Origin of the sequence: Rouxiella sp. S1S-2 (assembly GCF_009208105.1) — a bacterium.
GTDB lineage: Bacteria > Pseudomonadota > Gammaproteobacteria > Enterobacterales > Enterobacteriaceae > Rouxiella.
In genome coordinates, this window is the sequence record NZ_WFKL01000001.1 from 578,742 (window position 1) to 605,000 (window position 26,259).

At 54.8% G+C, this 26,259-nt stretch carries 25 protein-coding genes; 18 read left to right on the forward strand and 7 right to left on the reverse strand.

Translation table 11 applies throughout. The features are described 5' to 3' along the window. Positions 1–74 precede the first annotated feature (74 nt). Together GA565_RS02635 and GA565_RS02640 are read left to right on the forward strand one after the other, a co-directional pair. On the forward strand, positions 75–650 hold the full coding sequence (locus tag GA565_RS02635) for an aminodeoxychorismate synthase component II (protein ID WP_152197269.1): 576 nt from the start codon (positions 75–77) through the stop codon (positions 648–650). A 142-nt stretch (positions 651–792) separates the two neighbouring features. Continuing rightward, positions 793–2,007 (forward strand): aspartate aminotransferase family protein, encoded by a 1,215-nt coding sequence (locus tag GA565_RS02640; RefSeq protein ID WP_152197270.1) that lies wholly within the window; start codon positions 793–795, stop codon positions 2,005–2,007. A gap of 61 nt (positions 2,008–2,068) precedes the next feature. On the opposite strand, the gene GA565_RS02645 is transcribed toward GA565_RS02640, so the two are convergent. After that, on the reverse strand, positions 2,069–4,147 hold the full coding sequence (locus GA565_RS02645) for a YccS/YhfK family putative transporter (RefSeq protein ID WP_152197271.1): 2,079 nt from the start codon (positions 4,145–4,147) through the stop codon (positions 2,069–2,071). A gap of 63 nt (positions 4,148–4,210) precedes the next feature. Then, entirely contained in the window at positions 4,211–4,843 is a 633-nt protein-coding gene (crp, locus tag GA565_RS02650) for a cAMP-activated global transcriptional regulator CRP (RefSeq protein WP_009638999.1), read from the reverse strand. Between the two features lie 347 nt (positions 4,844–5,190). Here crp and GA565_RS02655 point away from each other — a divergent pair, with 347 nt between their 5' ends. Beyond that, positions 5,191–5,601 carry an OsmC family protein gene (locus GA565_RS02655; protein WP_055776171.1) on the forward strand — a complete coding sequence of 137 codons (411 nt, stop codon included), beginning with the start codon at positions 5,191–5,193 and terminating at the stop codon, positions 5,599–5,601. An 88-nt stretch (positions 5,602–5,689) separates the two neighbouring features. Here the strand turns inward: GA565_RS02655 and GA565_RS02660 are convergent, their stop codons facing one another. Further along, positions 5,690–6,559: a phosphoribulokinase gene (locus tag GA565_RS02660; protein ID WP_152197272.1), complete on the reverse strand. Its 870-nt coding sequence runs from the start codon at positions 6,557–6,559 to the stop codon at positions 5,690–5,692. Positions 6,560–6,830: 271 nt separating this feature from the next. On the opposite strand from GA565_RS02660, the gene GA565_RS02665 reads away from it, so the two are divergent. Further along, a complete protein-coding gene (locus GA565_RS02665) occupies positions 6,831–7,652 on the forward strand; it encodes a creatininase family protein (protein ID WP_152197273.1) in 822 nt (273 codons plus the stop codon). A 21-nt stretch (positions 7,653–7,673) separates the two neighbouring features. Here the strand turns inward: GA565_RS02665 and GA565_RS02670 are convergent, their stop codons facing one another. Beyond that, positions 7,674–8,573, reverse strand: coding sequence for a LysR family transcriptional regulator (locus GA565_RS02670; RefSeq protein WP_152197274.1), 900 nt, complete (start codon positions 8,571–8,573; stop codon positions 7,674–7,676). A gap of 139 nt (positions 8,574–8,712) precedes the next feature. Here GA565_RS02670 and GA565_RS02675 point away from each other — a divergent pair, with 139 nt between their 5' ends. Genes GA565_RS02675 through GA565_RS02705 form a run of 7 tightly spaced genes read left to right on the forward strand, consistent with a single transcriptional unit; the run spans position 8,713 to position 16,060 of the window. Further along, complete coding sequence (locus GA565_RS02675) at positions 8,713–9,732, forward strand: BMP family protein (protein ID WP_152197275.1); 1,020 nt, start codon at positions 8,713–8,715, stop codon at positions 9,730–9,732. 33 nt (positions 9,733–9,765) lie between these two features. After that, entirely contained in the window at positions 9,766–11,328 is a 1,563-nt protein-coding gene (locus tag GA565_RS02680) for an ABC transporter ATP-binding protein (protein ID WP_152197276.1), read from the forward strand. Beyond that, complete coding sequence (locus tag GA565_RS02685; protein WP_152197277.1) at positions 11,325–12,446, forward strand: ABC transporter permease; 1,122 nt, start codon at positions 11,325–11,327, stop codon at positions 12,444–12,446. Before GA565_RS02680 ends, GA565_RS02685 begins: the two co-directional genes overlap by 4 nt. Further along, on the forward strand, positions 12,443–13,381 hold the full coding sequence (locus GA565_RS02690) for an ABC transporter permease (protein WP_152197278.1): 939 nt from the start codon (positions 12,443–12,445) through the stop codon (positions 13,379–13,381). The genes GA565_RS02685 and GA565_RS02690 overlap by 4 nt, the downstream gene beginning before the upstream one ends. A 40-nt stretch (positions 13,382–13,421) precedes the next feature. After that, positions 13,422–13,865 carry a cupin domain-containing protein gene (locus tag GA565_RS02695; RefSeq protein ID WP_152197279.1) on the forward strand — a complete coding sequence of 148 codons (444 nt, stop codon included), beginning with the start codon at positions 13,422–13,424 and terminating at the stop codon, positions 13,863–13,865. Continuing rightward, positions 13,862–14,644 carry a cysteine hydrolase family protein gene (locus GA565_RS02700; RefSeq protein ID WP_152197280.1) on the forward strand — a complete coding sequence of 261 codons (783 nt, stop codon included), beginning with the start codon at positions 13,862–13,864 and terminating at the stop codon, positions 14,642–14,644. The genes GA565_RS02695 and GA565_RS02700 overlap by 4 nt, the downstream gene beginning before the upstream one ends. 24 nt (positions 14,645–14,668) lie before the next feature. Further along, positions 14,669–16,060: an amidohydrolase family protein gene (locus GA565_RS02705; RefSeq protein WP_152197281.1), complete on the forward strand. Its 1,392-nt coding sequence runs from the start codon at positions 14,669–14,671 to the stop codon at positions 16,058–16,060. A 29-nt stretch (positions 16,061–16,089) separates the two neighbouring features. Here the strand turns inward: GA565_RS02705 and GA565_RS02710 are convergent, their stop codons facing one another. Next, complete coding sequence (locus GA565_RS02710; protein ID WP_055776207.1) at positions 16,090–16,338, reverse strand: YheU family protein; 249 nt, start codon at positions 16,336–16,338, stop codon at positions 16,090–16,092. Positions 16,339–16,341: 3 nt separating this feature from the next. Beyond that, positions 16,342–17,340 (reverse strand): hydrolase, encoded by a 999-nt coding sequence (locus tag GA565_RS02715; RefSeq protein WP_152197282.1) that lies wholly within the window; start codon positions 17,338–17,340, stop codon positions 16,342–16,344. A 101-nt stretch (positions 17,341–17,441) separates the two neighbouring features. Here GA565_RS02715 and GA565_RS02720 point away from each other — a divergent pair, with 101 nt between their 5' ends. The 5 genes from GA565_RS02720 to tauD all read left to right on the forward strand — a co-directional run bounded on the left by GA565_RS02720 (position 17,442) and on the right by tauD (position 21,723). Continuing rightward, positions 17,442–18,044 (forward strand): LysE family translocator, encoded by a 603-nt coding sequence (locus GA565_RS02720; protein WP_152197283.1) that lies wholly within the window; start codon positions 17,442–17,444, stop codon positions 18,042–18,044. A gap of 236 nt (positions 18,045–18,280) precedes the next feature. Next, positions 18,281–19,270 carry a taurine ABC transporter substrate-binding protein gene (tauA, locus tag GA565_RS02725; protein WP_193311867.1) on the forward strand — a complete coding sequence of 330 codons (990 nt, stop codon included), beginning with the start codon at positions 18,281–18,283 and terminating at the stop codon, positions 19,268–19,270. A gap of 10 nt (positions 19,271–19,280) precedes the next feature. Further along, a complete protein-coding gene (tauB, locus tag GA565_RS02730; protein ID WP_152197284.1) occupies positions 19,281–20,048 on the forward strand; it encodes a taurine ABC transporter ATP-binding subunit in 768 nt (255 codons plus the stop codon). Then, positions 20,045–20,878 carry a taurine ABC transporter permease TauC gene (tauC, locus tag GA565_RS02735; protein ID WP_152197285.1) on the forward strand — a complete coding sequence of 278 codons (834 nt, stop codon included), beginning with the start codon at positions 20,045–20,047 and terminating at the stop codon, positions 20,876–20,878. Before tauB ends, tauC begins: the two co-directional genes overlap by 4 nt. Further along, positions 20,875–21,723, forward strand: a complete 849-nt coding sequence (gene tauD, locus GA565_RS02740; protein ID WP_055776230.1) for a taurine dioxygenase — start codon at positions 20,875–20,877, stop codon at positions 21,721–21,723. The genes tauC and tauD overlap by 4 nt, the downstream gene beginning before the upstream one ends. 63 nt (positions 21,724–21,786) lie before the next feature. Here the strand turns inward: tauD and GA565_RS02745 are convergent, their stop codons facing one another. Continuing rightward, positions 21,787–23,700 carry an ABC transporter ATP-binding protein gene (locus GA565_RS02745; RefSeq protein WP_152197286.1) on the reverse strand — a complete coding sequence of 638 codons (1,914 nt, stop codon included), beginning with the start codon at positions 23,698–23,700 and terminating at the stop codon, positions 21,787–21,789. Between the two features lie 138 nt (positions 23,701–23,838). Here GA565_RS02745 and kefG point away from each other — a divergent pair, with 138 nt between their 5' ends. Both kefG and kefB read left to right on the forward strand, forming a co-directional pair. Beyond that, positions 23,839–24,390 (forward strand): glutathione-regulated potassium-efflux system ancillary protein KefG, encoded by a 552-nt coding sequence (gene kefG, locus GA565_RS02750; RefSeq protein ID WP_152197287.1) that lies wholly within the window; start codon positions 23,839–23,841, stop codon positions 24,388–24,390. Continuing rightward, positions 24,354–26,201 (forward strand): glutathione-regulated potassium-efflux system protein KefB, encoded by a 1,848-nt coding sequence (gene kefB / locus GA565_RS02755; RefSeq protein WP_370518014.1) that lies wholly within the window; start codon positions 24,354–24,356, stop codon positions 26,199–26,201. Before kefG ends, kefB begins: the two co-directional genes overlap by 37 nt. The last annotated feature ends 58 nt before the right edge of the window (positions 26,202–26,259 follow it).

Sequence of the window (26,259 nt, forward strand, 5' to 3'; positions counted from 1 at the left end):
AAGTTCTGCGGGTCGTCGTCGAAAATAGGTAGAATGGCGCGGTTAATTCCCCGACTTTGTTGAACCGGAAAACCATGCTGCTGTTAATCGATAATTACGACTCTTTTACCTATAACCTTTACCAGTACTTTTGCGAGTTAGGCGCAGACGTGCTGGTAAAGCGTAACGATGAGCTGCAACTTGCCGATATCACCCGCCTCAACCCCACGCATCTGGTTATCTCCCCCGGGCCCTGCACGCCGAACGAGGCCGGAATTTCTCTCAGCGCGATAGCCCATTTTGCCGATACGCTGCCGATCCTCGGTGTCTGTCTTGGACATCAGGCCATGGCGCAAAGTTTTGGTGCCGAGGTGGTGCGCGCGCAGCAGGTGATGCACGGCAAAACGTCGCAGATAGAACACAACGGAACCGGCGTGTTTGCAGGCCTTAATCACCCGTTAACCGTCACGCGCTACCATTCTCTGGTGGTAAAGCCCGAGACACTGCCCGCCTGTTTTAGCCTCACCGCGTGGACCGGCAGTGCCGAGGACCCAGGTGAAATAATGGGTATCGCCCATAAAACCCTGCCGCTGCATGGCGTGCAGTTCCATCCGGAAAGCATTCTCAGCGAGCAAGGGCATCAGCTGCTCGATAATTTCCTTAAAATTTAGAGCATTAAAAATTACTTACGCAAGAGTGATGATTTATATTTGCCTGTGAGTGATTTTTTATGCATATTTTATGATTATATTTTCACATTCACTTCGGGTGTGAATTCCTGTTAGCAGCGACAGTGCAATGGAGCAAAGGGCAATGACAGAAAAAACGGCAGTAGGTCGTGATGCATTTGATCGGGTGATTTTGCCTGTTTATTCACCGGCCAAGTTTATTCCGGTCAAAGGTAAGGGCAGTCGCGTCTGGGATCAGCAGGGCACCGAGTATGTCGATTTTGCTGGCGGCATCGCGGTAACCGCACTGGGTCATTGCCATCCGGCGCTGGTTAACGCTCTGCACGAGCAGGGCGAAACGCTGTGGCACGTAAGTAACGTCTTTACTAACGAGCCTGCGCTGCGCCTGGCGCAGAAACTGATCGATGCGACCTTTGCCGATCGCGTATTTTTCGCTAATTCTGGCGCTGAAGCCAACGAAGCGGCGTTTAAACTGGCGCGTTACTACGCTTCAGCCAAGCACAGCCCGTACAAAAGCAAAATCATTGCCTTCCACAACGCCTTCCACGGGCGCACGTTGTTCACGGTTTCCGTTGGCGGACAGCCAAAGTACTCCGACGGCTTTGGTCCTAAACCGGCTGACATCGTTCACGTGCCTTTTAACGATTTAGACGCCGTGAAAGCAGTCATCGACGATCACACCTGCGCTATCGTGGTTGAGCCGATTCAGGGCGAGGGTGGCGTCACACCCGCGACTCAGGAATTTCTGCAGGGGCTGCGTGACCTGTGCGACGAGCACAAGGCGCTGCTGGTGTTTGATGAAGTACAAAGCGGCATGGGCCGCAGCGGCAAGCTGTTCAGCTATATGCACTACGGCGTGACGCCAGATATTCTGTCAACGGCCAAGGCGCTGGGCGGCGGTTTCCCGGTGAGTGCAATGATTACCACCGAAGACGTGGCCTCTGTGATGGCACCGGGCAAACACGGCACCACCTACGGCGGCAATCCGCTGGCCTGCGCCGTGGCTGAAGCAGCACTGGACATTATAAATACCCCAGAGGTCCTTGCCGGTGTTGAAGAGCGCCGCGCCGCCTTTATTCAGGCGCTGGAAGCGATTAACGAAAAGTATCACGTGTTTAAGGAATTCCGCGGTCAGGGCCTGCTGATTGGCGCAGAAATGTCGGAGAAATACAAAAACCGCGCCGGAGAGCTGCTGGCCGCCGCCGCCGAGTTTGGTTTGATGATTCTGGTTGCTGGGCCTAACGTGGTGCGTTTAGCCCCGTCACTGGTGATTGATTTCGCCGATATCAGAGAGGGCATGGCGCGTTTTGAGAAAGCGGCGCAGAAACTGGTAGGTTAATAGACGTTTGCTGTAGCCCCACCCTAGCCCTCCCCAAAAACGTGGGGAGGGGTTCAAGACGCTATTCCTTCACTCTTCGCGTTAGCCAAATTCCGTGATGCGGCCTCTGCTTCCACGCCAGTGAAGAAATGGTGTGCATCGCGCTCAGGTGCGCCAGCATGCGGCGAAGGTGCCGTTCCATTTCGGTAATCGGCATATCGGGATGAAGCTCCGGGGCGTTAAACAGCTTGGTTTCACTGCTCGGACCGTCGTAGGTCAGGCGCTGCTGACAGCTTTGCAGCGCAATCTCGCAGGTTTGCAAATACTGCATCGCCAGCTTGGGCGTCAGCATGTAGTGCTCGCGGGCCAAAATCGTCATTCCATTGATGTGGTCGACAATAAACTGGCTGTGCATCACCCACAGACGCATATCGTTTAAATAGCGCGAATTGAACCCAGGTTCCTGCATCGCCTGATTAAGCGACGTAAATAGCTGATTATGCGCCTGGTTGACCTTCATGCGCGCATAGGCCAACTGCGCAGGGTCGGGGTCATCCGCCAGCACTAAACGCACTGCCTCCTGATCGGCCTCCAGCGCCTGATGCGCGTTAGTACGCAACAGGCCGCTCTGCCACTGTGGCCATAGCCAGATAGTGCCACCAAACGCCAGCGCACAGCCTATCAGCGTATCAAGCAGCCTCGGCAGCAGGAAGTTGGCGCCGTTTAATCCCAAAATTTGCAGGGTATAAACTGCCGTTACCGTCAGCCCAATCATCCCCAATCCGTAGTTTTTGCGCAGCACGGTGTATGAAATTAAGGTAATCATCAGCATGAAAAACAGCTGCAGATTTTGCGGGAGGGCAAGCTGCAGAAGCCCTGCGGCAATGATAAGCCCAATCAGCGTGCCTAACGCACGGTGCTGAATGCGCACGCGGGTGGCGTTATAGCCGTTTTGGCTGACCAGCAGGGTCGTCAGCAGGATCCAATAGGGTTTGGGTAAATTAAAAAATAGCCCCAGACTGCTGCCGATGGCCAGAATAACCCCCAAACGTCCCGCATTGCGCAGTGCGGCCGACTTGAATGACAAATAGCTTTTCAACGCCGCCCAGAACGGCAGGCGGGCCTGGGTTTGCATCAGGTCACGGCGATAAAGCGGGCGCTGGGTACGCAGCAGTCTCGCAATGCGACTGAAGTGGTAATAGCAAAACTGGCCGACCGGGTTGTCACGGTAGCGCGAAGATATTTTTTCCAGCGCCGCCAGCTCATTGGCCATAGTGAAGCGCTCGGAACGGCGGTGATAAAGAATGTCGTTGGCAATCACCCGCAGACGGGCAGCAATCACCTGAGCATTGCGGCGAATTACCGCCTCGGCATGACTCTCCTCCATCAGCTTTTGCACCTCGGTGGGCAGATGCAGACTCACCGTAATGTGCTCCTGAAGGTCTAGTGCTACCTGAAAACGTCTCAACAGCTTTTTATGATGCTGGTGGTCGTGCGTCGGCAGCATGTGCAACTGCTGATAAAGCAGAGCAATCAAGTCGATGACTTTTTGTTGCCTGTTCAGCAGCGGCGGTAGGGCGGTATCGGGATCGGTATGCTGGGTCAGTAGGCTGTATTTGGCTTCAAAATAGTCGGCGAGTTCGAGATACAGCTGGCTTAGGGTTTCGCGCATAGGCTGCTCTTCAGACAGGCGAAACCACAGCCAGTTAAATACGCCGTACCAGGCAGTCCCGACCACAAACAGCAGTGGCGCATGCCAAATCGGCACTACGCCCGCCATGCTGAGCGTAAAGATAGCGGCAACCAGCGCGCCCGGTAATAGACGCGCATGCAGCGGACTTATCGCCCCCGTCACGCCGATGACCAGCGTCAGGCCGAGCATGATAAGCGGCAGCGGCAGATGCCAGTTAACCAACATCAACTGTAGCAAAATACTGCTGACGGCGAACAGTGATCCACCGACCAACAGGCGTTTGAAAAAGCGTTTATGTGGGGTATCGAGACCTGAAATGTTGCAGCATGCGGGCACCAACGCGAACAGCAGACCCATTTTCAACTGGCCAAACAGCATAGCGAAGGCAATGGGCAGGCAGAGAACCAGCGTTTGTCTTAGCGCATAGTTAACTTCAGGGTGATAAAAAAGTCTTTGCCAAAGCGTCATTTTTGTGCAGATAGGCTAACAAAAACGGCGCAACAGTTATCTGCTGCGCCGTTTTTAAGACGATTAACGGGTGCCGTAAACGACAATCGTTTTACCGTGGGCTGAAATCAGACTTTGATCTTCAAGCATTTTAAGAATTCGACCCACAGTTTCGCGTGAACAGCCGACTATTTGACCGATTTCTTGACGGGTAATTTTGATCTGCATGCCATCGGGATGGGTCATGGCATCCGGCTGTTTAGCCAGATTCAGCAGAGTTTGTGCAATACGACCGGTCACGTCGAGGAAGGCAAGGTTGCCCACTTTCTCGGACGTTATCTGCAGTCGGCTTGCCATCTGTGCGGACAGGCGCATCAGAATGTCTGGATTAACCTGGATGAGCTGGCGAAATTTCTTGTAGGAAATTTCGGCCACTTCACAGGCAGTTTTGGCTCTAACCCATGCACTACGTTCCTGTCCTTCTTCGAAGAGTCCCAGCTCGCCGATGAAGTCACCTTGGTTAAGGTAGGAAAGTATCATTTCTTTGCCTTCTTCATCTTTAATCAGAACGGCAACCGAACCTTTCACGATGTAGTAAAGCGTTTCGGCTTTTTCACCTTGGTGAATCAGCGTACTTTTAGATGGATACTTATGTATATGACAATGAGACAGGAACCATTCGAGAGTAGGGTCTGTTTGTGGCTTGCCGAGAACCATTAGCTATTATCCTCTTATTATCGCTGCCCAAAATCACAGGGCTTTGAAATCCCTGTTCGGCGATTTTTTACTTCGCGCTCTTTTAGCATATGAACTGACCAGCAATGCTGCAAGCGGCAGGTGGAGTGATTTCAGCTGTAATTTGCCATTATCACCAAGGTTATCCTGTTAACACCTAAAAAACCTAGCCGCAACTTGTTGGAAAGTTTCTTTCGGCTTTGTTTGTAGCACAGGTTTGCGGACGTGTCTTGTGTTGTCTCGCTTCAGCATGATGCGGATCGAGTTCCATTGCCAGTTTCAGGGGTTAAGGGTAGTCTGTTTTAAAAATTATTACCGGAGAAAGGCAAATGCAAGCACGGGTAAAGTGGGTTGAAGGGTTAACGTTTCTCGGAGAATCTTCGTCTGGACATCAGGTCATTATGGACGGCAATGCGGGTGACAAATCCCCTAGCCCGATGGAAATGCTGCTCATGTCGGCAGGCGGTTGCAGTGCGATTGACGTAGTGTCGATTCTGCAAAAAGGCCGCAACGAGGTGTTGGGCTGCGAAGTGAAACTGACCTCCGAACGTCGTGAAGAGGCGCCGCGTCTGTTTACCCGCATCAACCTGCACTTTATCGTCACCGGCAAAGATTTGACCGATAAAGTGGTTGAACGTGCCGTGAGCCTGTCGGCCGAAAAATATTGCTCGGTTTCACTGATGCTCGGCAAAGCGGCCACCATCACTCACAGTTTTGAAGTGATTGATGCTCAAGAGTAATCAGCCCGGTTTGCTGTTTAGGCAATAGAAAGTGATAAAACGCCGCGCCGTGAAGGTTAGCGGCGTTTTTGCGAAGTATATCGACTGATTACTCGATCTTTTTGCCTTCCATCAGCCGCTGCACCAGTGGCCCCATAATAAGCTCCATCGCCAGGCCCATTTTTCCCCCCGGCACCACCAACGTATTGATGTGCGAAATAAACGATCCCTGCAGCATTGCCAGCAGATAGGGGAAGTCAATCTGGTCCAGACCTTGAAAATGAATAACCACAAAGCTCTCATCCAGCGAAGGAATGGCCTTGGCGGCAAACGGGTTAGAGGTATCGATGGTCGGTACGCGCTGGAAGTTAATATGGGTGCGTGAAAACTGCGGCGTAATGTAATTGATGTAGTCGTCCATCGACCGCACTACCGAGTCCATCACTGCTTCACGCGAGTGGCCGCGCTCGCCGGTGTCGCGCACCAGCTTTTGTATCCACTCAAGGTTAACGATGGGTACCACGCCGACCAATAAATCGACCTGTTTGGCGACATCGACCTGGTTGGTGACTACGCCACCGTGCAGTCCTTCATAAAAAAGAATGTCGGTTGGCTCAGGCAGCGCCTGCCACGGCGTAAAGGTGCCGGGTACCTGATTGTAGGGCACGGCTTCGTCATAAGTATGCAAATATTTTCGCGAACGCCCAGTACCGCTTTTGCCATATTCAACAAAGCTCTGTTCGAGTAGCGAGAAGTCGTTGGCTTCGGGGCCAAAGTAGCTAATGTGTCGGCCGAGGTCGCGCGCTTTACGAATGGCGGCGTCCATTTCTGGACGAGTAAAATGATGGAAGCTGTCGCCTTCAAGCTCGGCCGCATGCAGACCGAGCTGCTGAAATATCTTGCGAAACGCCACGCTGGTGGTGGTGGTTCCGGCGCCGCTTGAGCCGGTTACGGCTATAACTGGGTGTTTAGCTGACATGGTAATCCCTTCATCTTTCAAATTGCAGTCAACGCATCTGCACCAGGAATCTATTGGGGAAGGCTAATACGCATAATTACGCTTATTGTTACCATATCTATGCGCTGAATTATAGAGCCTCTCATCGGAACTTTTAACCGACCGCACTTCTGATTGATGCCTTTAACGCAACGCAGTGACACCTTTTTGATGCTTTAATCTCACGCATTATTCTCTACACTGGAGGGCAATATTCCTGGTTGTCTCGCACAAGATTTCGGAGAATTTCCTGATGAAAATGCCTTCCTCCCGCTGGTGGTGGGATTTGTCCACGCTGGAGTTTAGCCAGCTTGATATGGAAAATGTGGTGGTAATTCTGCCCATTGGCGCGGTAGAGCAGCACGGTCCGCATCTGCCAGTGCGGGTTGACGCCGCCATTAACGCCGGTATTGTCGCGCGTGCGGTGACGTTATTACCCGCCGACCAGCCAGCGCTGGTGTTACCCGCCTTACCGATAGGCAAGTCCGACGAACATCTTGAGTATCCTGGCACCTTGACGCTGCCGTTTGAGGTGTTGGCTAAAGTATGGTTTGAAGTGGCGAAAAGCGCATGGCGGGCCGGTGCGCGCAGGATAATTTTTTGGAACTCCCACGGTGGCCAGCCTCAGTTGATGGACATCGTATGTCGCCAGCTTCGCGTTGAGCTTGGCATGCTTGCAGTGGGCGCTAGCTGGTTTGCAACTATCGACAGCAGCGACCTTTATCGTGCGAATGAGCTGGAGTTTGGCATCCACGGCGGAGAGTCTGAAACCAGCGTAATGCTGCATTTGCACCCCGAATTGGTGGCGATGGAGCGGGCCGAAAACTTTGTGTCAGCGGCCGAAGCGCTGGCAGAAAAGGGCGGTATTCTGACCCCAGAAGGCGGCGTGGGCTTTGGCTGGCAGGCTCAGGACCTCCATCCGGCAGGCGTGACCGGTAATGCAGCGGCAGCCGATGCGGCTCGAGGCGAAGAACAGGTTGAGCGTGCGGCGCGTGCGCTGGTGTCGCTGGTAGGCGAAGTGGCGCAGTATCCGCTAAGCGCGCTCAATCAGAAAACGCGTTTTAACGCCAAATAACGTCATAGCCAAGCCGGCACTTCAACCGGTTTCAGACATCATGCCCTTTACCGTTTCGGCCAGTACGCTGCCTATCGCGCTGGTGCCTCTGTCGTGCCCAATCAGCATCAGTTGCTGGGTTTGCTGCCCCAACTCTCTGACCGGAATATAAATGAGTCGGCCCGCGCGTTGGTCAAATTCAATGTCGAATGGGGTCAGGAAAGTCAGTCCCTGATCGACCATCGCCGCGTGGCGCATGACCTCAATCGAATTGGTTTCAATCACCGGATGTGCGCTGACCAACGCCTTGGCGAACACGTCATTGAGGTAGGGCCGAATGACCGTGCTTTTGTCAGCGATGATAATCGGATAGGCGATACAGTCGCTGATCCGCAGACTGGTCTTATCGGCTAGCGGATGTCCCGGTGCAACCACGGCACCCAGCCTGCCGGCTACGCTGGACAGCACCCGCAGCGTGGGAGGCAAGTCAAAGTCGAACCCTATCCCTAGGTCAGCCTCACCGGATTCTACCGCCGCCATGATTTCATCGCCGTTGGTCAACTGCCGCAAAATAAGCTTCACCCGCGGGTTGGCGCGTCGAAATTCGCTGGCCATGCGTGGGATGAGGTTGGCCGCCAGCCCGCTCATCATCGCCACTGTCACCTCGCCGCGACGCAGCCCCTTCAGCTCCTCAATTTTCACCTGGGCCCACTCAAGTTCTTTAAAACTCTGACGAACGTGGTGGATAAGCACTTCACCGGCGGCGGTGAGCACCATCTTACGTGGAAGACGCTGAAACAGCGGCGTACCGAGTTCGTCTTCCAGCGCCAGAATCTGCCGGTTGATAGCGGATGCGGAAATATGCAGGCGTGCTGCGGCTTTGCGTATAGAACCCGCGCGCGCAACCTGATCGAGATACATCAGCAGTCGGTGTTGCAGCATATTTTTCTCCAAATAAAGGTTACGGCGATATTTTCATCAAGTGTTGCCAAAAAGGCATCGAAGAGTGCGAAAAACAATGCTTTTAAGGTAGCGAATTTGTGGGCATAAATGGAGCACTGTTCTTGGGGGAGTAAAGCTTATGTCTGGTTTATCGCGCCGTAATTTTGCCAAAGGTTTGGCAAGCATGATGTTGATTCCTATTGCTGCACCGTTATTTTCTCGCCAGGCCTTTGCGGCGGATAAAGAGATCAAGGTTGCTCTGTTACTGCCGGGATCGGTGGCTGACGGTGGCTGGAGCCAGCTGGCTTATCAGGGTTTGCAAAATCTGAAAGCGCAGGGCTTTAAAGTTGCCAGCAGCGAGAGCGTGGCACAGGCGCAGATGGACCAGGTTATTCGTGGCTATGCCGACGACGGCTATAACCTGATTATCGGGCACAGTTTTGAATACGGCTCTGAATTTGACCAAATTGCGCCGGAATACCCTGATACCTATTTCTTTGCTACCACCTTTAAACCGGCCGAAAAAGCGCCGACCAACGTGGAGTTCGTCAATCTTGCCTATCTAAATGCAGCCTACGGTGCCGGTGCGCTGGCGGCGTTAATTTCCGAAAAAGGCAAAGCAGTGGGCTATGTTGGCGGCGGGGATAACCCGACTCAGCAGGGCATGATGCGAGCCTTTATTGCCGGTGCCGAAAAAACGCGCCCGGGGATTAAAGGCTTGGGTATCGTGACCGGTGATTACGACAACGCGGCAAAAGGCCGTGAAGCCGCCAGCACCATGATAGGTAATGGTGCCGACGTTATCTGGCACACCGCCGACGTTACCGGTCTGGGCGCGATTCAGGGTGCGGCGGCGGCGAAGGTGAAAGCCATCGGTTGCTATGCCGACCAAAAAAATATCGCCCCGGACTTTGTGGCGACCAGCTTTGAAACCAATCTGCCGTGGGTCGTTGAGTCCGTAGCGCACAGCGTACGCGACAAAACGTTTCTCGGCGGACAAGAGTGGCAGCCTAGCGTCGCGAAAGCCTGGCTTCCGCTTTATGGCAAAGAGAGTTTTAACAGCAAGTTGGTCAGCGCCGACGCTTGGGCAACATTCCAGGCCGTATGGAGCCAGCTTGATGCGGGCAGTATCAACGTCGCCTCACTGATTAAAGTCTGAGTGAAAGCTGAGTAAAACCTGAGGAATTTGTGAATGACCCTGTCTGAACCTTGCCTGTTGGCGGTTAATGCCAAAGTGCCGGTTGTTGAACTAAAAGGCATCACCAAGCGGTTTGGTAAGGTCACGGCTAACCACAACGTGAGCATGTCAGTCGGTGCCGGTGAGATTATCGCGCTACTGGGCGAAAACGGGGCCGGTAAAAGCACGCTGATGCAGATTCTGTACGGGCTGTATCAGGCAGATGAAGGACAAATTTTAGTCGAGGGTAAGCCGGTCAGTATCCGCAGTCCGAGCGATGCCATTGCGTTAGGCATTGGCATGGTGCATCAGGAATTCATGCTGGTTCAGCCGATGACTGTGGTTGAGAACGTTATTCTCGGATTGAAAGAAACGCGCAGCGGCCGCCTCGATTTACAGGACGCCGCAAAACGTTTGCAGCAGATTTCAGACCGCCACGGACTGGCGGTTGACCCGTGGGCGAAAGTGGCCCATTTACCGATTGGCGTCCAGCAGCGGGTAGAAATACTCAAGCTGCTCTACCGCGATGCCAAGGTGCTAATTCTTGATGAACCCACAGCCGTACTGACGCCGCGTGAAAAAGAGGGTCTGTTTGCAACCCTGAATTCACTGCGTGTCGAGGGGCGTTCAATCGTCATCGTAACCCACAAACTTTATGAAATTATGGCCATTGCCAACAGTGTTTCGGTTATGCGCAGCGGCTGTATGGTCGAGAGCGTGGCGGTGGGCGACACCTCTGAAACCGATCTCGCGCGCCGCATGGTGGGTCGTGACGTGTTGCTGCGGATAGTAAAAGTGCCGCAGGCTCCGGGCAAAGAAGTGCTGCACATCGATAACATCGCCATGCGTGATGAAGCCGGTAACCAAAAAATTTGGCGCGTGGCGCTAAAGGTTCACGCGGGTGAAATTTTGGGCATTGCCGGTGTCGACGGTAACGGGCAGTCGGAACTCGCCGATGCGTTGCTCAATCTGCGCCCGATTGAGGCGGGGCGCATCATGCTCGGCGGCGAAGATATTTCCGAGCACTCACCGGCCCAGCGACGCGCCGCCGGTATGGGATTTATTCCCGCAGACCGGCGCGGCGTGGGGTCGGTTACCGCCATGTCGATAGCCGATAACGCCATTTTGGGTGAGCCTCGGCAGCATACTTATGCCAAAGGCTGGTTTCTCAGCTCTAAAGCCATCGCGCAAAAAGCCCAGGCTATCGTTAACCACTTTAACGTGATCACGCCGGACCTCGAATTTGAGGCTGGAAAACTTTCGGGCGGAAACCTGCAGAAGCTGATCCTTGGCCGTGAGGTCATGCGCAAACCACGGGTGCTAGTGGTCGAGCAACCGACGCGTGGTCTTGATGTTGGCGCGGTGGAGGCGGTGTGGCAGGGGCTGCTCGAGGCGCGGCAACAGGGCTGCGCCATTGTGATGATCTCCGCAGAACTTGAAGAAATCATGAATTTATCAGACAGGATCGCCGTGATGTATGAAGGGCAAATTGCCGGCGTGCTGAACGCGGCCGAGGCCAGTGTGGAACACATTGGTGAACTGATGGCCGGTGGCCGTTTATCGCGGGAGGCGTCATGAAGCCGTTGCTCATCAAGCGTCACATCCCCGCCGACTCTTCACTGGCGCTGGCGGGTACAACGCTACTGGCACTGCTGGTGGCTTTTATTCTGGCTGGGCTGCTGTTTATTCCCTTTGGCGCCAATCCGTTAGCGGCGTTTGCCTCGCTGTTTGATGAGGCGTTTGGCTCACTGCGCGGCTTCGCTCAGACGTTGGTGCAGGCCACGCCGCTGATTTTAATTGCTCAGGCAACTATCGTTGTCTGGCGTGGTGGACTGGGCTATATCGGATTTGAAGGCTGCTTCCTGGTGGGCGCGGCGGCGGCTTCCTGGGTGGCCTTGGGCGGCACGCCGCAGGGCATGGCAATAATGCTGCCTGTCTGGGCGTTCTGGCCGGTGGTACTGATAGCCGCCTTTGCCGCAGGCGGCGTGTGGGCTGGCATGGTTGGATTCCTGCGCGTGCGCTTTGGCGGCAACGATGTGCTGATTTCGCTGATGGCCAACTATGTGGCCGCCTTTCTGATCCAATATTTGGTCTCGGGTCCGATGCGTGCGGTGGGCGATTTGCCGCAGACGCCGCGTTTGCCGATGGAAAGCTGGTTAGGCTTTATTTTACCCGGTACGCGGGCGCACATGGGGCTACTGATCGCGCTGACGTGCTCGGTTTTTGTCTGGGCACTGATCCGTAAAACGCCAATGGGTTACGAAATTATCGTTAGCGGACTCAATCCTAAGGCGGCGCGCTACGGCGGGATTAACGTGATACGGCGTCAAATGTTGGCGGTGTTTCTCGGCGGCGGTATGGCGGCCCTTGCCGGACTGTGCGCGGTATTGGGCGTGCAGCATCGACTGATGGACGGATTGGCAGGCGGCGTTGGCTTCGTCGGCGTAGTCGTGGCGCTGTTGGCACGACTCAATCCGCTGGTCGTGATACCTACGGCCATTCTCTACGGCGGACTCGAAGTGGGCGGCAGCGCGATGCAGCGTGAAAGCGGTCTGCCAACGTCGGTTATTTTTATTCTCGAAAGCCTGGTGGTGCTGCTGATTTTGGCGGGCGACATTCTGCGTTATTACCGAATTAACTGGCCTAGTCGTACCGAGCACGCACTCATCGACCCCGCCACGGAGAGCAAATCATGAGCCTGTGGTCACACATTGATATCGCGTTTTTTGTCACCTGGCTGGCGGCGGCCGTGCGTCTTGCCGGACCGGTATTGCTGGCCTCACTGGGCGAAATTTATGCCGAGCGTTCAGGGGTGCTAAACATCGGGATTGAAGGCACGGTGCTAATGGGCGCGTTATCCAGCTATTTGGTGGCGGTCTATTCCGGCTCTACCGTGCTCGGTTTTTTTGCCGGGGGCGTAGGCGGTCTGCTGGTCGGTTTATTTCTAGCGTTCTTCTACCTGCGGGCTTTGGCCAGTCAGGTGGTGGTGGGCATCGTGTTCAACATTCTGGCCGCCGGCGTGGCGACCTACGTTTACAGTCTGGTTATCGGCAATAACACCTCGCCGACCCTTACGATGTTCAATCCATTACCTCTGCCGGGTCTGGCCAAGATCCCCTTGGTGGGACCCATCTTCTTCAACCAACCTTGGCCGCTTTACCTGACGCTGGTGCTGGTGTTTGTGGCGCAGATTGGGCTGTTTCACACCCGTTTTGGCCTGTCGTTGCGCGCCGTGGGCGAGAATCCGCGCGCGGCGCACGCCGCGGGCCTTAACGTGCAGCGCATTCGGACCTATGGCGTGATGCTTTCGTGTCTCGGTGCCGGTCTGGCTGGCGGCTATTTGGTGACCGCGCAAATCGGTCTGTTTCGCGACAATATTGTTAGCGGACAAGGGTTTATCGCACTCGCTATCGTCATCTTTGGGCGCTGGAGCCCGATTAAGGCGCTGTTGGCGGCGTTTATCTTTGGCGCTGCCGATGCACTGCAGCTCTCTTTACAACTGTTTGATAACGCGCTGCCTGCACAGGTTTTATTGGCACTGCCTTATTTGTTGACCATTCTGGCGATGTCCGGCGTGGTCGGAAAAACGGTACAGCCGGGCGCGCTGACCCAGCCTTACCGCAAGGAATAACAGTGGCATCGCCACTGCCCGGATATTTTAGGAGAGTTCTATGACCACTGTATTTCGCGCTACCGATGCTCAATCCGCTCAGGCTTTCCGTATTGGCCCGACGGACACCAACTATTTCGCCATCCTGTTTGACAAGCATCAGGATGATATTGAGCACATTTTCGTGATTGAAATTTTCAAGGTGGGAGGCGCTACTCCGCCCAATGAGCACGCACATGCGCACGAGTTTTTCTATGTGCTGGCGGGCGAGGGCGTAGCGCTGTGCGGCGATAAGGAAGTGCCATTAAGCCAGGGGAAAGCATTGTTGCTTAATCCTGGCAATGAACACGTGGTGCGCAATACCGGCAGCAGCAAGCTCTATACCCTGACGGTGATGACCCCGAACGAAGGCTTTGCCGAGCTGATTCGCAGCGGTGAGCGGGTTGAGCTGGATGAGGAGGACCTGCGCGTCCTTAGTGGGGTGAAGGGGAGTTCTGCGCGATGAAACAGCGGCAAACTCCTCTGGTTCCGCTAGGTTCCAGCGCACGCAATCTCTGGCACGTTTCGGCAGATGAGGTTGATTTAGTCCGCGATGCACCGCCGCCGCAGGTGGCCGTTGCGCAGGATGGCGAGCGCCGTATTCAGCTCGACGTCAACCGCACCGCACTGATTGTTATCGACATGCAAAATGACTTTTGCCATCCCGACGGCTGGCTGGGGCATATCGGCGTTGACGTTATGCCCGCCCGCGCGCCCATTGCACCGCTGCAGCGTTTGCTGCCCGCGCTGCGAGAGGTCGAGATGCCGGTGGTTTGGCTTAACTGGGGGAATCGTGCTGACCGATTAAACCTTAGCCCGGCGCTGCTGCACGTTTATAAACCCACCGGTGAGGGCGTGGGATTGGGCGACCCTTTGCCACTGTCGGGCGAGCCGGTGCTGGAGTCCGGCAGTTGGGCCGCCGCGGTGGTTGATGAGCTTGCGCCGCTGGCTGACGACATTCGAGTCAATAAATACCGGATGTCGGGTTTTAAAGACACCGAACTTGACAGTATTTTGCGTAATTTGAACGTCACGACGCTGTTGTTTGCTGGCGTAAATGCCGATCAGTGCGTGCTGTGTACGCTGCAGGATGCCAATTTTCATGGCTATGACTGCCTGCTGCTGGAGGACTGCTGCGCCACGACTTCACCGCAGTATTGTATGGACGCCACGCTGTATAACGTTCGCCAATGCTTTGGTTTCGTGATTGATTCTGAGCAACTTGTCAGCCAGTTGGCGGGTTAAAAAGGTTCGAAAGAGGAAGAGTCGATGGGATACATTTTGGCAGACGGCTGGGTGATAACCATGAACCCGCAGCGCGACGTACTGGAAGAAGCCAGCATTTTGATTGAGGGCGAATTTATTACCGCCATCGGCACGCGCCAACAGCTTGAGGCGAAAAATCCGCAGTGCGAGGTTATCGACTGTCGGGATGCCATCATTATTCCCGGCATGGTAAATACGCATACGCACCTGTTTCAAACTCTGCTGAAAGGGCTGGGTGATGACATGGTGCTTAAAAAATGGTTCACCTGCATGACCGGACCCAGCGCCGTTGAGCTGACCGAAGAAGATGTTTTGGCGGCGGCGATGCACGGCTGCGTGGAGTCGCTGCGCTCCGGCGTGACTTCGCTGGTTGATTTTATGTATGCGCATCCTCGCCCCGGATTAACCGCCAAAGTGGTCGAAGCCTTTGAGGTGACGGGGATTCGTGGGCACGTTTGCCGCGGCTTTTTGACCACGGGTGAAGAACATGGCATTCCCGCCCGCCTGATTGAAACGCCCGAAGCAGCCCTTGCCGACGCACGTGCGCTGATTTATCGCTACAATCGCCCGGAAAGCCGGGTAAAAGTGGGCATTGCACCGAGCATGATTTGGGCGCTCGACGAGAAAGTGCTGCGCGGCACCCGCGAGCTGGCCGATGAAACCGGCGCTTTAATTACCACGCACGTCGCCGAAACGGATTTTGAAATCTCCCAGTCGCAACTGCGTTTTCAGTGTACAGATACCGAGTTTCTCAGTGAAATCGGCTTTCTGGGGCCGGACGTTTTGGCGGTTCACTGCGTGCAGTGCAGCAGCCGTGATATTCGCGCGCTTAAGCATCACGATGTCCGCGTGTCTCATAATCCGTGCAGCAATATGTATTTGGCCTCCGGCGTGGCACCCATTCCTGAAATGTTGGCGGCGGGCATTACTGTTGGGCTAGGATCTGACGGACCGGCTAGCAGTAATAATCACAGTCTGTTTCAGGCGATGAAAATGGCGGCACTGCTGCAAAAGGGTGTACATCGTGACCCGACTATTATGACGGCGGAAAAAGTGCTTGAGATGGCGACCATCGACGGCGCGCGAGCCATCGGCCTTGACCATCTTATTGGTTCTATTGAGGTCGGTAAAAAGGCTGATATTGCAGTGGTGGGTACTGATCATCCTGCGATGACACCGGTGCATCACCCCGTTTCATCGCTGGTCTACTCAGCGTTGGGACATGAGGTCACGGACGTTTTTGTCGATGGTGAAGCGGTACTACGCCAAGGGAAAATCACCCGAGTTGATGAACGCGAGGTGCTGCGGCGCTCTCAGCGCGCAGCTAACAGTCTGTCCGAGCGCGCAGGCAGCGACCGATTTAAGCGTCGGCCGTGGCGCGGCAGTGCTTTCTAGAGCAGCGTTTTTTAAATAAAGACGTAAGACTAATAGTCCGGTCTTTCTATTTCTTCTTCACCGGCGCGAAACTGCCCGCGCGGCATGATGTTCAGCGTTTCATGCAGCTCTGACCATACTAAAACCACGTCGCCGCTTTTAAGCTGGCGGCGAACATCTTCTACTTTTTGCTCCAGCGTGCGTTCCTGCTCGCCATAGTCGGTGCCTTCGCGCAGTACAAAACCTTCAATGACGCTGTCCAGCGTTTCCGTTGGCAATTCTTTCCAGGGAATGATCATCTGCTATTTTCTTTTCTCAATCGTTGATTCGCATGCCAGTCTCGGGGCGAGCCACTCGGGAATTCGTTGCTCTAGCCACATCACGGGATTGAGCCAACTGCCGGCAACGAAACCGACGTGTCCCCCGTGTTCGGTCAGCTGATATTCTACCTCAGGCGGCAGGTCTTGTATGTTTGGAATAACCGCGTCGGTCATAAAAGGGTCATCTTTGGCATGAATGATCAGTAGCGGTACTTTGACTCTCGCCAGTAGAGGCATGCCGCTACAGCGTCGATAATAGTCTAGTGCGTTTTGAAAACCGTGGGCCTTGGAGGTAATAGCTTCGTCGAACTCGCGAATACGTCGCATCGACTTAAGTTGCCCCAAGGTCACCGGCAGCGTGCCGGGATATTTAATCAGTTTACGCCGCGCATTGGCTTTGAGCTGGTCCAGCAGGTAGTGCTGATAAATCCGCGAAGAACCTTGCTCAAGACGACGGGCACAGGGTTCGAGCATCAGCGGTGCCGAGACAATCACCGCCGCCGTGAGCCGACAGTCTGCGCCTTCCTGCCCGAGATAGCAGGCCAGCATATTGCCGCCAAGTGAGAAACCCACTGCCGCAGTGGGTACATCGCCATAAGTCTCGTTTAGCCAGCGGAGGAAGAAGCGGGCATCACTGGTCTCCCCAGAGTGATAGATCCGCTGCAGCCGATTGGGTTCACCGCTGCAGCCACGAAAATGCATGACAACGCCAAGGCCGCCCTGGTCCTTCCAGGCCTGCAAAAGTCCGTGCGCATAGGGGCTGGTGAAGCTGCCTTCCAGACCGTGAAAAAGCACCATACGCGGTTTTTGTTGGGCAAATTCGGGGTTTTCGCTCCATGCCAAGTCCAGAAAATCACCGTCTGGTAGTTCGAGTCGCTGCCAAACCGGTTTGAGCTTAACGTGTCTTCTGACCAGGCGGGGTAATAACGTCTGTAGATGCGGATTGCTAGCGCCGCGCAGAGGGTGAAAATTTTCAGCCATTTTGCGAAAAAAATCTCGTGTTGGAAGCTTGTACTACCAATACCACACTGATAGCTTCACTGCTAATTGCACAATAGTTGGGGGTGGGGAGCACCTGTAAAATGGAACTGGGTTTATTTCTTTCGATGCTAGGGTTTTTATGGGTTGCCGCGATTACGCCGGGCCCAAATAATATGCTGTTGACCACCTCGGGGGCAAACTTCGGGTTTATGCGTTCGTTGTGGTTGATGATTGGCATCATGCTGGGTATGCAAAGTATCGTGCTGCTGGTAGCCTTCGGCGTGGGTGGATTAATTTTGATTTACCCGGCGCTGCACACCATCCTTAAAGTGCTCGGCAGCCTTTATCTGCTGTGGCTGGCGTGGAAAATTGCCACCTCAGCCTATGAAACGCTGGAAACTGACGCCGCGCAGGCGAAGCCCATCCGCCTGTATCAAGGCTGGCTGTTGCAGTTTCTTAATCCAAAAGCCTGGCTGATGGGGCTGGGTGCGGTCGCCAGCTTTAGCCTTGCCGGTGCGCAGTACAATCACTCGGTGGCGGCAATCAGTCTTGGCGTGTTTATCGTCAATTTGGTGTCTGGAATTATCTGGCTGGGCTTTGGTACGGTCATCGGTCGCCTGCTGAGCAGTCGTCGTGCCTGGTACACCTTCAACGTAGCGATGGGGTTGTTAACCGCTGCCTGCGTGCTGTTGATATGGCGTTGATGCCGGTTTAGTGTGAATTAATAATGAAGACGGTCATCCAACGAGATGGCCGTTTTTTTATCCCCTCGTGAGTTGTTCTTGTCAGTGAAGGGCTAAAGTTTTCAGCAAAAACATTGCATATTCCATTTTGATATTAACAGTAATTTATTATTACTTTTAATGCGTCCTGTGCTCAGCTACAAACGCTCTACTCACCCCAAGAAAAATGATTCATCACTTTTGTGGAGCACTCACCGATGGTAAACCGTTCAATATTTCGTGGCGCAGCACTGCTGTTGTCACTGACTGCACTTAGCGCACACGCGGTAGATGTCACCGTGGCTTACCAAACGTCGGCGGAACCGGCGAAAGTGGCACAGGCTGAAAATACCTTTGCCAAGGAGTCGGGTGCCAAAGTGGACTGGCGCAAATTCGACAGCGGCTCTAGCGTGCTGCGTGCGCTGGCCTCGGGAGATGTGCAAATTGGCAATATCGGCTCGAGCCCATTGGCCGTTGCGGCCAGCCAGAAGCTGCCTATCGAGGCTTTCTTGCTGGCCTCTGAGCTGGGAAGTTCTGAGGCATTGGTGGTGAAGAAAAACATCAACAGTCCGCAGGACCTGATTGGCAAACGCATCGCGGTGCCGTTCATCTCGACCACCCATTACAGCCTGCTCTCGGCCCTGAAGCATTGGGGAATCGACCCTAAAAAAGTCACTATCGTGAACCTGCAACCCCCGGCCATTGCTGCCGCCTGGGCGCGCGGTGACATCGACGGCGCCTACGTTTGGGCACCGGCGGTCAACGAGCTGGAAAAAACCGGCAAGGTGCTGACCGACTCTTCCCAAGTCGGCAAATGGGGTTCACCAACGCTTGACGTTTGGGTAGTGCGTAAAGATTTTGCTCAGGCACACCCTGAAGTGGTGACTGCCTTTGCTCGCAGCGCATTGGCCGCGCAAAAAGCCTATCTGCAAAATCCTGACCAGTGGCTTAAAGATGCCTCAAACCTTAATACCCTGTCGCGCCTTAGCGGCGTGCCGGATGAACAAATTGCCGGGCTGGTTAAGGGTAACCGCTATCTGCCGGTTGACGAGCAGATAGTGCAGTTGGGACAGCCGGTTGATAAAGCCATTAAAGACACTGCCAGTTTCCTTAAAGAGCAGGGCAAGGTCGATCAGGTCGATTCTGACTACAGCAGCTACGTGACCAACAAATTCGTGAAGGCCGTGCAGGCCAGCCCGCAATCGTAAGGAGAACGGCATGCTTCAGGTCTCTCAACTTTCTGCGGAGTATCAGGGAAATCCGGTGCTGCATGACATCTCGTTGCAGATAGACGCCGGGCAGTTGGTGGTGGTACTCGGTCCGTCAGGATGCGGGAAGACCACGCTGCTCAATCTTATTGCCGGATTTACCTCGCCCAGCGGCGGGTCGATTAGCCTGGACGGCTCGCCAGTGACGGGGCCAGGTGCCGAACGCGGCGTGGTTTTTCAGCATGAAGGGCTGTTGCCGTGGCGTGATGTGCAGAGCAACGTCGAATTTGGCCTTCAACTGGCGGGCATTGAAAAACGCCAGCGTCGACAAACGGCGGAGCGGATGCTCTCTAAAGTAGGACTTGCCGGTTATGAGCGGCATAACCTGTGGCAGCTTTCGGGCGGCATGCGCCAACGGGTGGGGATTGCTCGCGCGCTGGCGGCCGACCCGCGTTTGCTGTTGCTCGATGAGCCTTTTGGTGCGCTGGATGCGTTTACTCGCGAGCAGATGCAGGAGCTGTTGTTGAACATCTGGCGTGACACCGGCAAGCAAATTTTCCTGATAACGCACGACATTGAAGAGGCGATTTTTCTCGCCAGTGAGCTGTTGCTGCTATCGCCAGGTCCGGGCAGAGTGCTGGAGCGCATCTCGCTGGACTTTGGTAAACGCTATGCCGACGGTGAGTCCTGCCGCAGCATCAAGTCAGACCCAGAATTCATCCGCCAGCGTGAGTACGTGCTGAGTCAGGTGTTCCAGCAGCGAGGAGCCCAGCTATGAGCGCTGAACCGGTGATTAAAGCGATAACGCGCGATGCGCCGACGGCAAGAAGCTGGTCGCTACCGCGCAACGTCCGTCTTAGCATTGCCACGCTGGCAACACTGCTGTTTATCTGGTGGGCGGTGACGGCGTTGAAGCTTATTCCGCCGCTGTTTCTGCCCGCGCCGCAGCAGGTGTTGCATCAGCTGATTACTATCGCCAGTCCGCAGGGTTTTATGGACGCAACCCTGTGGCAGCACCTTGAAGCCAGTCTGGCGCGGATCGTGGTTGCGCTGCTGGCCGCGGTGATTATCGGCGTGCCGGTGGGGATTGCGATGGGGTTAAACGAAACCCTGCGCGGCATTTTAGACCCGCTCATTGAGCTATATCGCCCGGTTCCTCCGCTGGCCTATTTGCCGCTGATGGTGATTTGGTTCGGGATCGGTGAAACATCAAAAATTCTGCTGATTTACCTGGCCATTTTTGCGCCGGTGGCAATGTCGGCGCTGGCGGGCGTACGCAGCGCGTCAAAGGTGCGAGTTCGCGCCGCGCAGGCGTTAGGCGCAAGCCGCTGGCAGGTGCTGTGGCATGTCATCTTGCCGGGGGCATTACCTGAAATTTTAACTGGCGTGCGCATTGGATTGGGCGTCGGCTGGTCAACGCTGGTGGCCGCGGAGCTTATCGCCGCCACCCGTGGATTAGGATTTATGGTGCAGTCGGCCGGAGAGTTTTTGGCGACTGACGTGGTTATCGCCGGCATTAGCGTTATCGCGCTAATTGCCTGTGCGCTCGAATTGGGCCTGCGCTACCTACAGCGCAAATTAACCCCCTGGCACGGAGAACAACAATGAACGAACGTCTGAAAATTACCCCGCTGGGTCCGTATATTGGTGCGTTGGTGGAGGATGTGTCGCTTAACCGCCCGCTATCCGATGCGCAGTTTGAACAGTTGTATCATGCATTGCTGAAGTATCAGGTGCTGTTTGCCCGCAACCAGCCGGTGACGCCGGTTGAGCAGCGTGCGCTGGCGGCGCGCTTTGGTGACCTGCATATTCATCCGGTTTATCCGCAAACACCGGAGGCGCGGGAAATTATCATTCTCGACACCGACGACAACAATCCGCCGGATAACGACAACTGGCACACGGATGTCACCTTTATTGAAACCCCGCCGCTGGGTGCGATTCTGGCGGCAAAGCGGCTGCCCTCTACCGGCGGAGATACGCTGTGGACCAGCGGTATTGCGGCCTATGAGGCGCTGTCAGCACCGTTTAAACAGCTACTGGCCGGTTTGCAGGCCGAGCATGACTTCACCAAGTCTTTCCAGGAGTATAAATACCGTAAAACGCCTGAGGAGCATCAGCAGTGGCTGAAAGCCAAAGAAAAGAATCCGCCGGTGCTGCATCCGGTTATTCGTACGCATCCAGTTTCGGGTAAGCAGGCGCTGTTTGTTAACGAAGGGTTCACCACGCGCATTGTTGACTTGGCGGAGAAAGAGAGTGCAACGCTGCTTGATTTTCTATTCCGCCACATCACCAAACCCGAGTTTCAGGTGCGCTGGCGATGGCAGGAGAACGATATCGCACTGTGGGACAATCGCGTAACGCAGCACTACGCCAATGCGGACTATTTGCCGCAGCGACGAATTATGCATCGTGCAACCATTCTTGGAGACAAGCCGTACTTTCAGGCGTAAGGCATTTAGCGAGGTCCGGTGGCGCAGGTTCGCGCCACCGGTTTTCATACCGTTATTCTATTCTCAGGCGTTGAACTCTTGCGCTAATTGCTCAAGCTGTTCCTGAGCATCTAGCCAATGCATCTCCACTTCTTCCAGCTCGCCCTTGACCTTTATCTGCTGCTGCAAACAGGCGGTGAGATCGGCCTTGCGGCTGATGTCATAGATAGCCGAGTCCGCCAGTTTCTCTTCAACGGCTGCCAGCGCAGCGCCGAGTTTTTCCATCTGCTTTTCCCAGGTGGTTATCTGCTTGCGTAGCGGCTGGGTCTGGTTGCGGAAATCGGCTTCGCGGCGTTTCTGATCTTTACGCGACTGTGCACTGTTGACCCCCGCGTCTTTCTCCGGCGCGTCCTGCTGTGTCTCCTGGCGTTGAATATCAACTAACCACTGCTGGTAGTCGTCAAGGTCGCCGTCGAATTGTTCAACTTTGCCAGCGTGCACCAAATACAAGTCATCAGTGGTGGAGCGCAGAAGGTGACGGTCGTGCGAAACCACCACCATGGCGCCTTCAAAGTCCATCAGCGCTTCGGTCAAGGCCTGGCGCATGTCGAGGTCAAGGTGGTTGGTCGGTTCATCGAGCAGCAGCAGATTGGGGCGCTGCCAGACAATCAGTGCCAGCACCAGACGGGCTTTTTCGCCGCCCGAGAAACGTTCGGTTTTTTCGGTAACCTTATCGCCGTTAAAGCCGAAACCGCCGAGGTAATCGCGCAGCTGCTGTTCAGTCTGTTTGTCTGCCAGACGCACCAGATGCTGCAGCGGTGAGTCTTCTGCGCGTAAAAACTCCAGCTGATGCTGGGCGAAGTACCCGAGCTTAACGCCTTTTGCCAGGCCAATATCGCCCGACAGTGGCGGCATGGTGCCGGCCAGCAGTTTAATCAGCGTTGATTTACCCGCGCCGTTGCGTCCGAGCAGGCCGATGCGTGAGCCGGGTACTAAATTCAGCTTGATAGAATCAAGGATGACGTTATCGCCATAGCCCGCGCTGACTTTTTCCATTCGCAGCAGCGGGTCGGGCAGACTTTCTGGCGACCTGAAACTAAACTGAAAAGGATTGTCGACGTGCGCCGGAGCAATCAGCTCCATACGCTCAAGCATTTTGATGCGGCTCTGCGCCTGCTTGGCTTTCGTCGCCTGCGCGCGGAAGCGGTTGATGTAGCTTTGCAGGTGCGAAACCTTCTCCTGCTGGTGTTCAAACAGGGACTGCTGCTGGGCCAATTTGGTGGCGCGCTGGCGTTCAAACGACGAATAGTTACCGGTGTATTCATTCATCGTCTGCTGTTCGATATGCAGGATTTTATCGACAATCGGGTCAAGGAAGTCGCGGTCGTGGGAAATCAGCACCAGCGTACCGTTATAGCTTTTCAGCCACTTCTCGAGCCAAATCACTGCATCGAGATCCAAGTGGTTGGTAGGTTCGTCGAGCAGTAGCAGGTCAGAACGGCAGATCAGCGCCTGGGCCAGGTTGAGGCGCATACGCCAACCGCCGGAGAAAGACTTCACCGGATTTTGTAGCTGACTTTGGCTAAAGCCGAGTCCGCTGAGCAGGCTGGCGGCGCGGGCCGGAATGGTCCAGGCCTGAATCGCGTCCAGTTTGCCATGCAACGTGGCAATCGCATGACCGTCGTCGCGTTCGTTGGCAGCCTGTAATTCGGATTCTAACTGACGAAATTCTCGGTCACCGTCGATAACATACTCAATGGCGGGCACGTCGAGTGCTGGCGTTTCCTGATTAACCCAGGCTAACGCCCAGTTGGACGGAAATGTCAGATTGCCCGCGTCGGCGCTCATTTCGTTTTTCAGCAGCGAAATCAGGGTCGATTTACCGCAGCCGTTTTTACCTACTAACCCGACTTTTTGGCCCGGATTGATAGTGGCAGATGCATTGTCAAGCAGCACATTGGTGCCACGCCTGATTTGTAACGATGAGAAAACTATCATAAAGCGCCGTTTAATTAAGGTATGTTAAATTGGACTGTCACGATATTAAGGTAAATAAGACGTCTGGAACGTCCCATTTTGTATTTGCGGAGCATGGTAGCTGAAAAATTGCACCCTGACGACGCTTTGGAGGTATTGATGTCGCAGCCACCCAAGGTTTTGCTGCTGTACGCTCACCCGGAATCACCCGATTCGGTTGCCAATCGCCTATTGCTCGACAGGGCCCGGCAGTTGGATAACGTCACTGTCCACGATCTTTATGCGCACTACCCCGATTTTTTTATTGATATTCATCGCGAACAGGAGCTGCTTCGTGAGCATAAGGTGATTGTTTTTCAACACCCTTTATACACTTACAGCTGTCCGGCGTTGCTCAAGGAGTGGATGGATCGCGTGCTGGCTCGCGGTTTTGCCAGCGGTGCGGGCGGCACGGCGCTGAGTGGAAAATATTGGCGTTCGGTAGTCACAACCGGCGAACCGGAAGGCGCCTATCGACCGGGGGGATACAATCGCTACAAGATGAGTGAAATTATGCGGCCGTTCGAGCTGACCGCCGCCATGTGCCACATGCACTGGATGACGCCCATTATCATCTACTGGGCGCGACGTCAGCAGCCGGAAGTGTTGGCCAGCCACGCAGAAGCCTACGGCGAATGGCTTCAGTCCCCCATGCCACACGGAGGAGTTTAACTATCGACAGTTCGAATTTACCCACCGCAATATTGATGTTTTTATTTGCCGCTGTTGTGGCGGTGCCGATTGCACAGCGTCTGGGAATTGGCGCGGTACTCGGCTACCTGCTGGCCGGTATCGCCATTGGTCCCTGGGGGCTGGGCTTTATTCGCGACGTAGACGAAATTTTGCACTTCTCGGAGCTGGGTGTCGTGTTCCTGATGTTTATCATCGGTTTAGAGCTTAATCCCGGCAAGCTCTGGCAGCTGCGTCGTCAAATATTTGGCGTTGGCGCGGGGCAGGTTATTCTCACCGCGTTGGTACTGGGCGGGCTGCTTTACCTGACCCATTTTGCCTGGCAGGCGGCGGTGATCGGCGGTATTGGGCTGGCGATGTCGTCCACCGCAATGGCGATGCAGTTAATGCAGGATAAAGGCATGACCCGTAACGAAGGCGGTCAGCTTGGCTTTGCGGTGTTGCTGTTTCAGGATATCGCGGTTATTCCCGCGCTGGCGCTGGTACCGGTTCTGGCAGGTACCTCTTCGGGCGGTAATGACTGGTCGATGATCGGCATGAAAGTGCTGGCGTTTGTCGGCATGCTGGTCGGTGGGCGCTATCTTCTGCGGCCGATCTTTCGCCTTATTGTTGCCTCCGGCGTACGCGAAGTGTTTACCGCGGCGGCGCTGCTCACCGTATTGGGTGCGGCGCTGTTTATGCAGGAGCTGGGCTTTTCGATGGCGCTGGGGACGTTTATCGCCGGAATATTACTGGCTGAAAGTGAATATCAGCACGAACTGGAAATCGCTATCGAGCCATTTAAGGGACTATTGCTTGGACTGTTCTTTATCTCGGTGGGAATGGCGCTGAATCTCGGCGTGCTTTACAGCCAAATACTGATTGTGCTGGCCGGTGTCGTGTTGCTGGTGATGGTCAAAGGCTGCGTGCTTTACCTGTTTGCCCGTGTGTTTGGTCTTGGCACCTCGATACGTTTGCAGTTTGCCGCTGTACTGAGTCAGGGCGGCGAGTTTGCCTTTGTGCTGTTCTCTGCCGCCGGCGCGTTGAAGGTGATTTCACAGTCCCAACTGGCGCTGCTGCTGGTGGTGGTCACGCTTTCGATGATGACTACGCCGCTGCTGCTGAAACTGGTCGACAGGATTTTGTTCCGTCGTTATAACGCTCAGGAAGAGAGTGACGAGAAGCATTTTGTTGAGGACAACGAACCGCAGGTGATCGTGGTTGGCTTTGGGCGTTTTGGCCAGGTTATTGGCCGTTTGCTGATGGCCAACAAAATGCGTATCACGGTGCTTGAACGCGATATTAGCGCCGTGGGCCTGATGCGCAGCTACGGTTATCAAGTGTATTACGGCGACGCAACCAAGCTTGAACTGCTGCGCGCCTCCGGGGCAGAAAAGGCGAAATCGATAGTGATCACCTGTAATGAACCGGAAGACACTATGGAAATTGTGCGTCTGTGTCAGGAACACTTTCCGCACCTCAATATATTGGCGCGTGCGCGCGGTCGCGTAGAAGCGCACGAACTGCTTCAGGCCGGTGTGCAGAACTTCTCGCGTGAAACGTTTTCCAGCGCGCTGGAGTTGGGCAAGAAGGCACTGATTACGCTGGGTATGCATCCACACAGCGCCTATCGCGCCCAGCAGCATTTTCGTCGTCTTGACATGCGTATGCTGCGTGAGCTGGTGCCGCAGGTGCAGGGCGACGTGGCACAGATTTCTCGTGTCAAAGAGGCTCGGCGCGAGCTGGAGGATATCTTCCAGAGCGAAATGCACAAGGAAAGACGGCAACTCGATGGCTGGGACGATGACGAATAGTGTTTCGGCGCGTACGATGACAGAAGTTTCCGAATATTTTTTGTAAAGGATTTCGTAC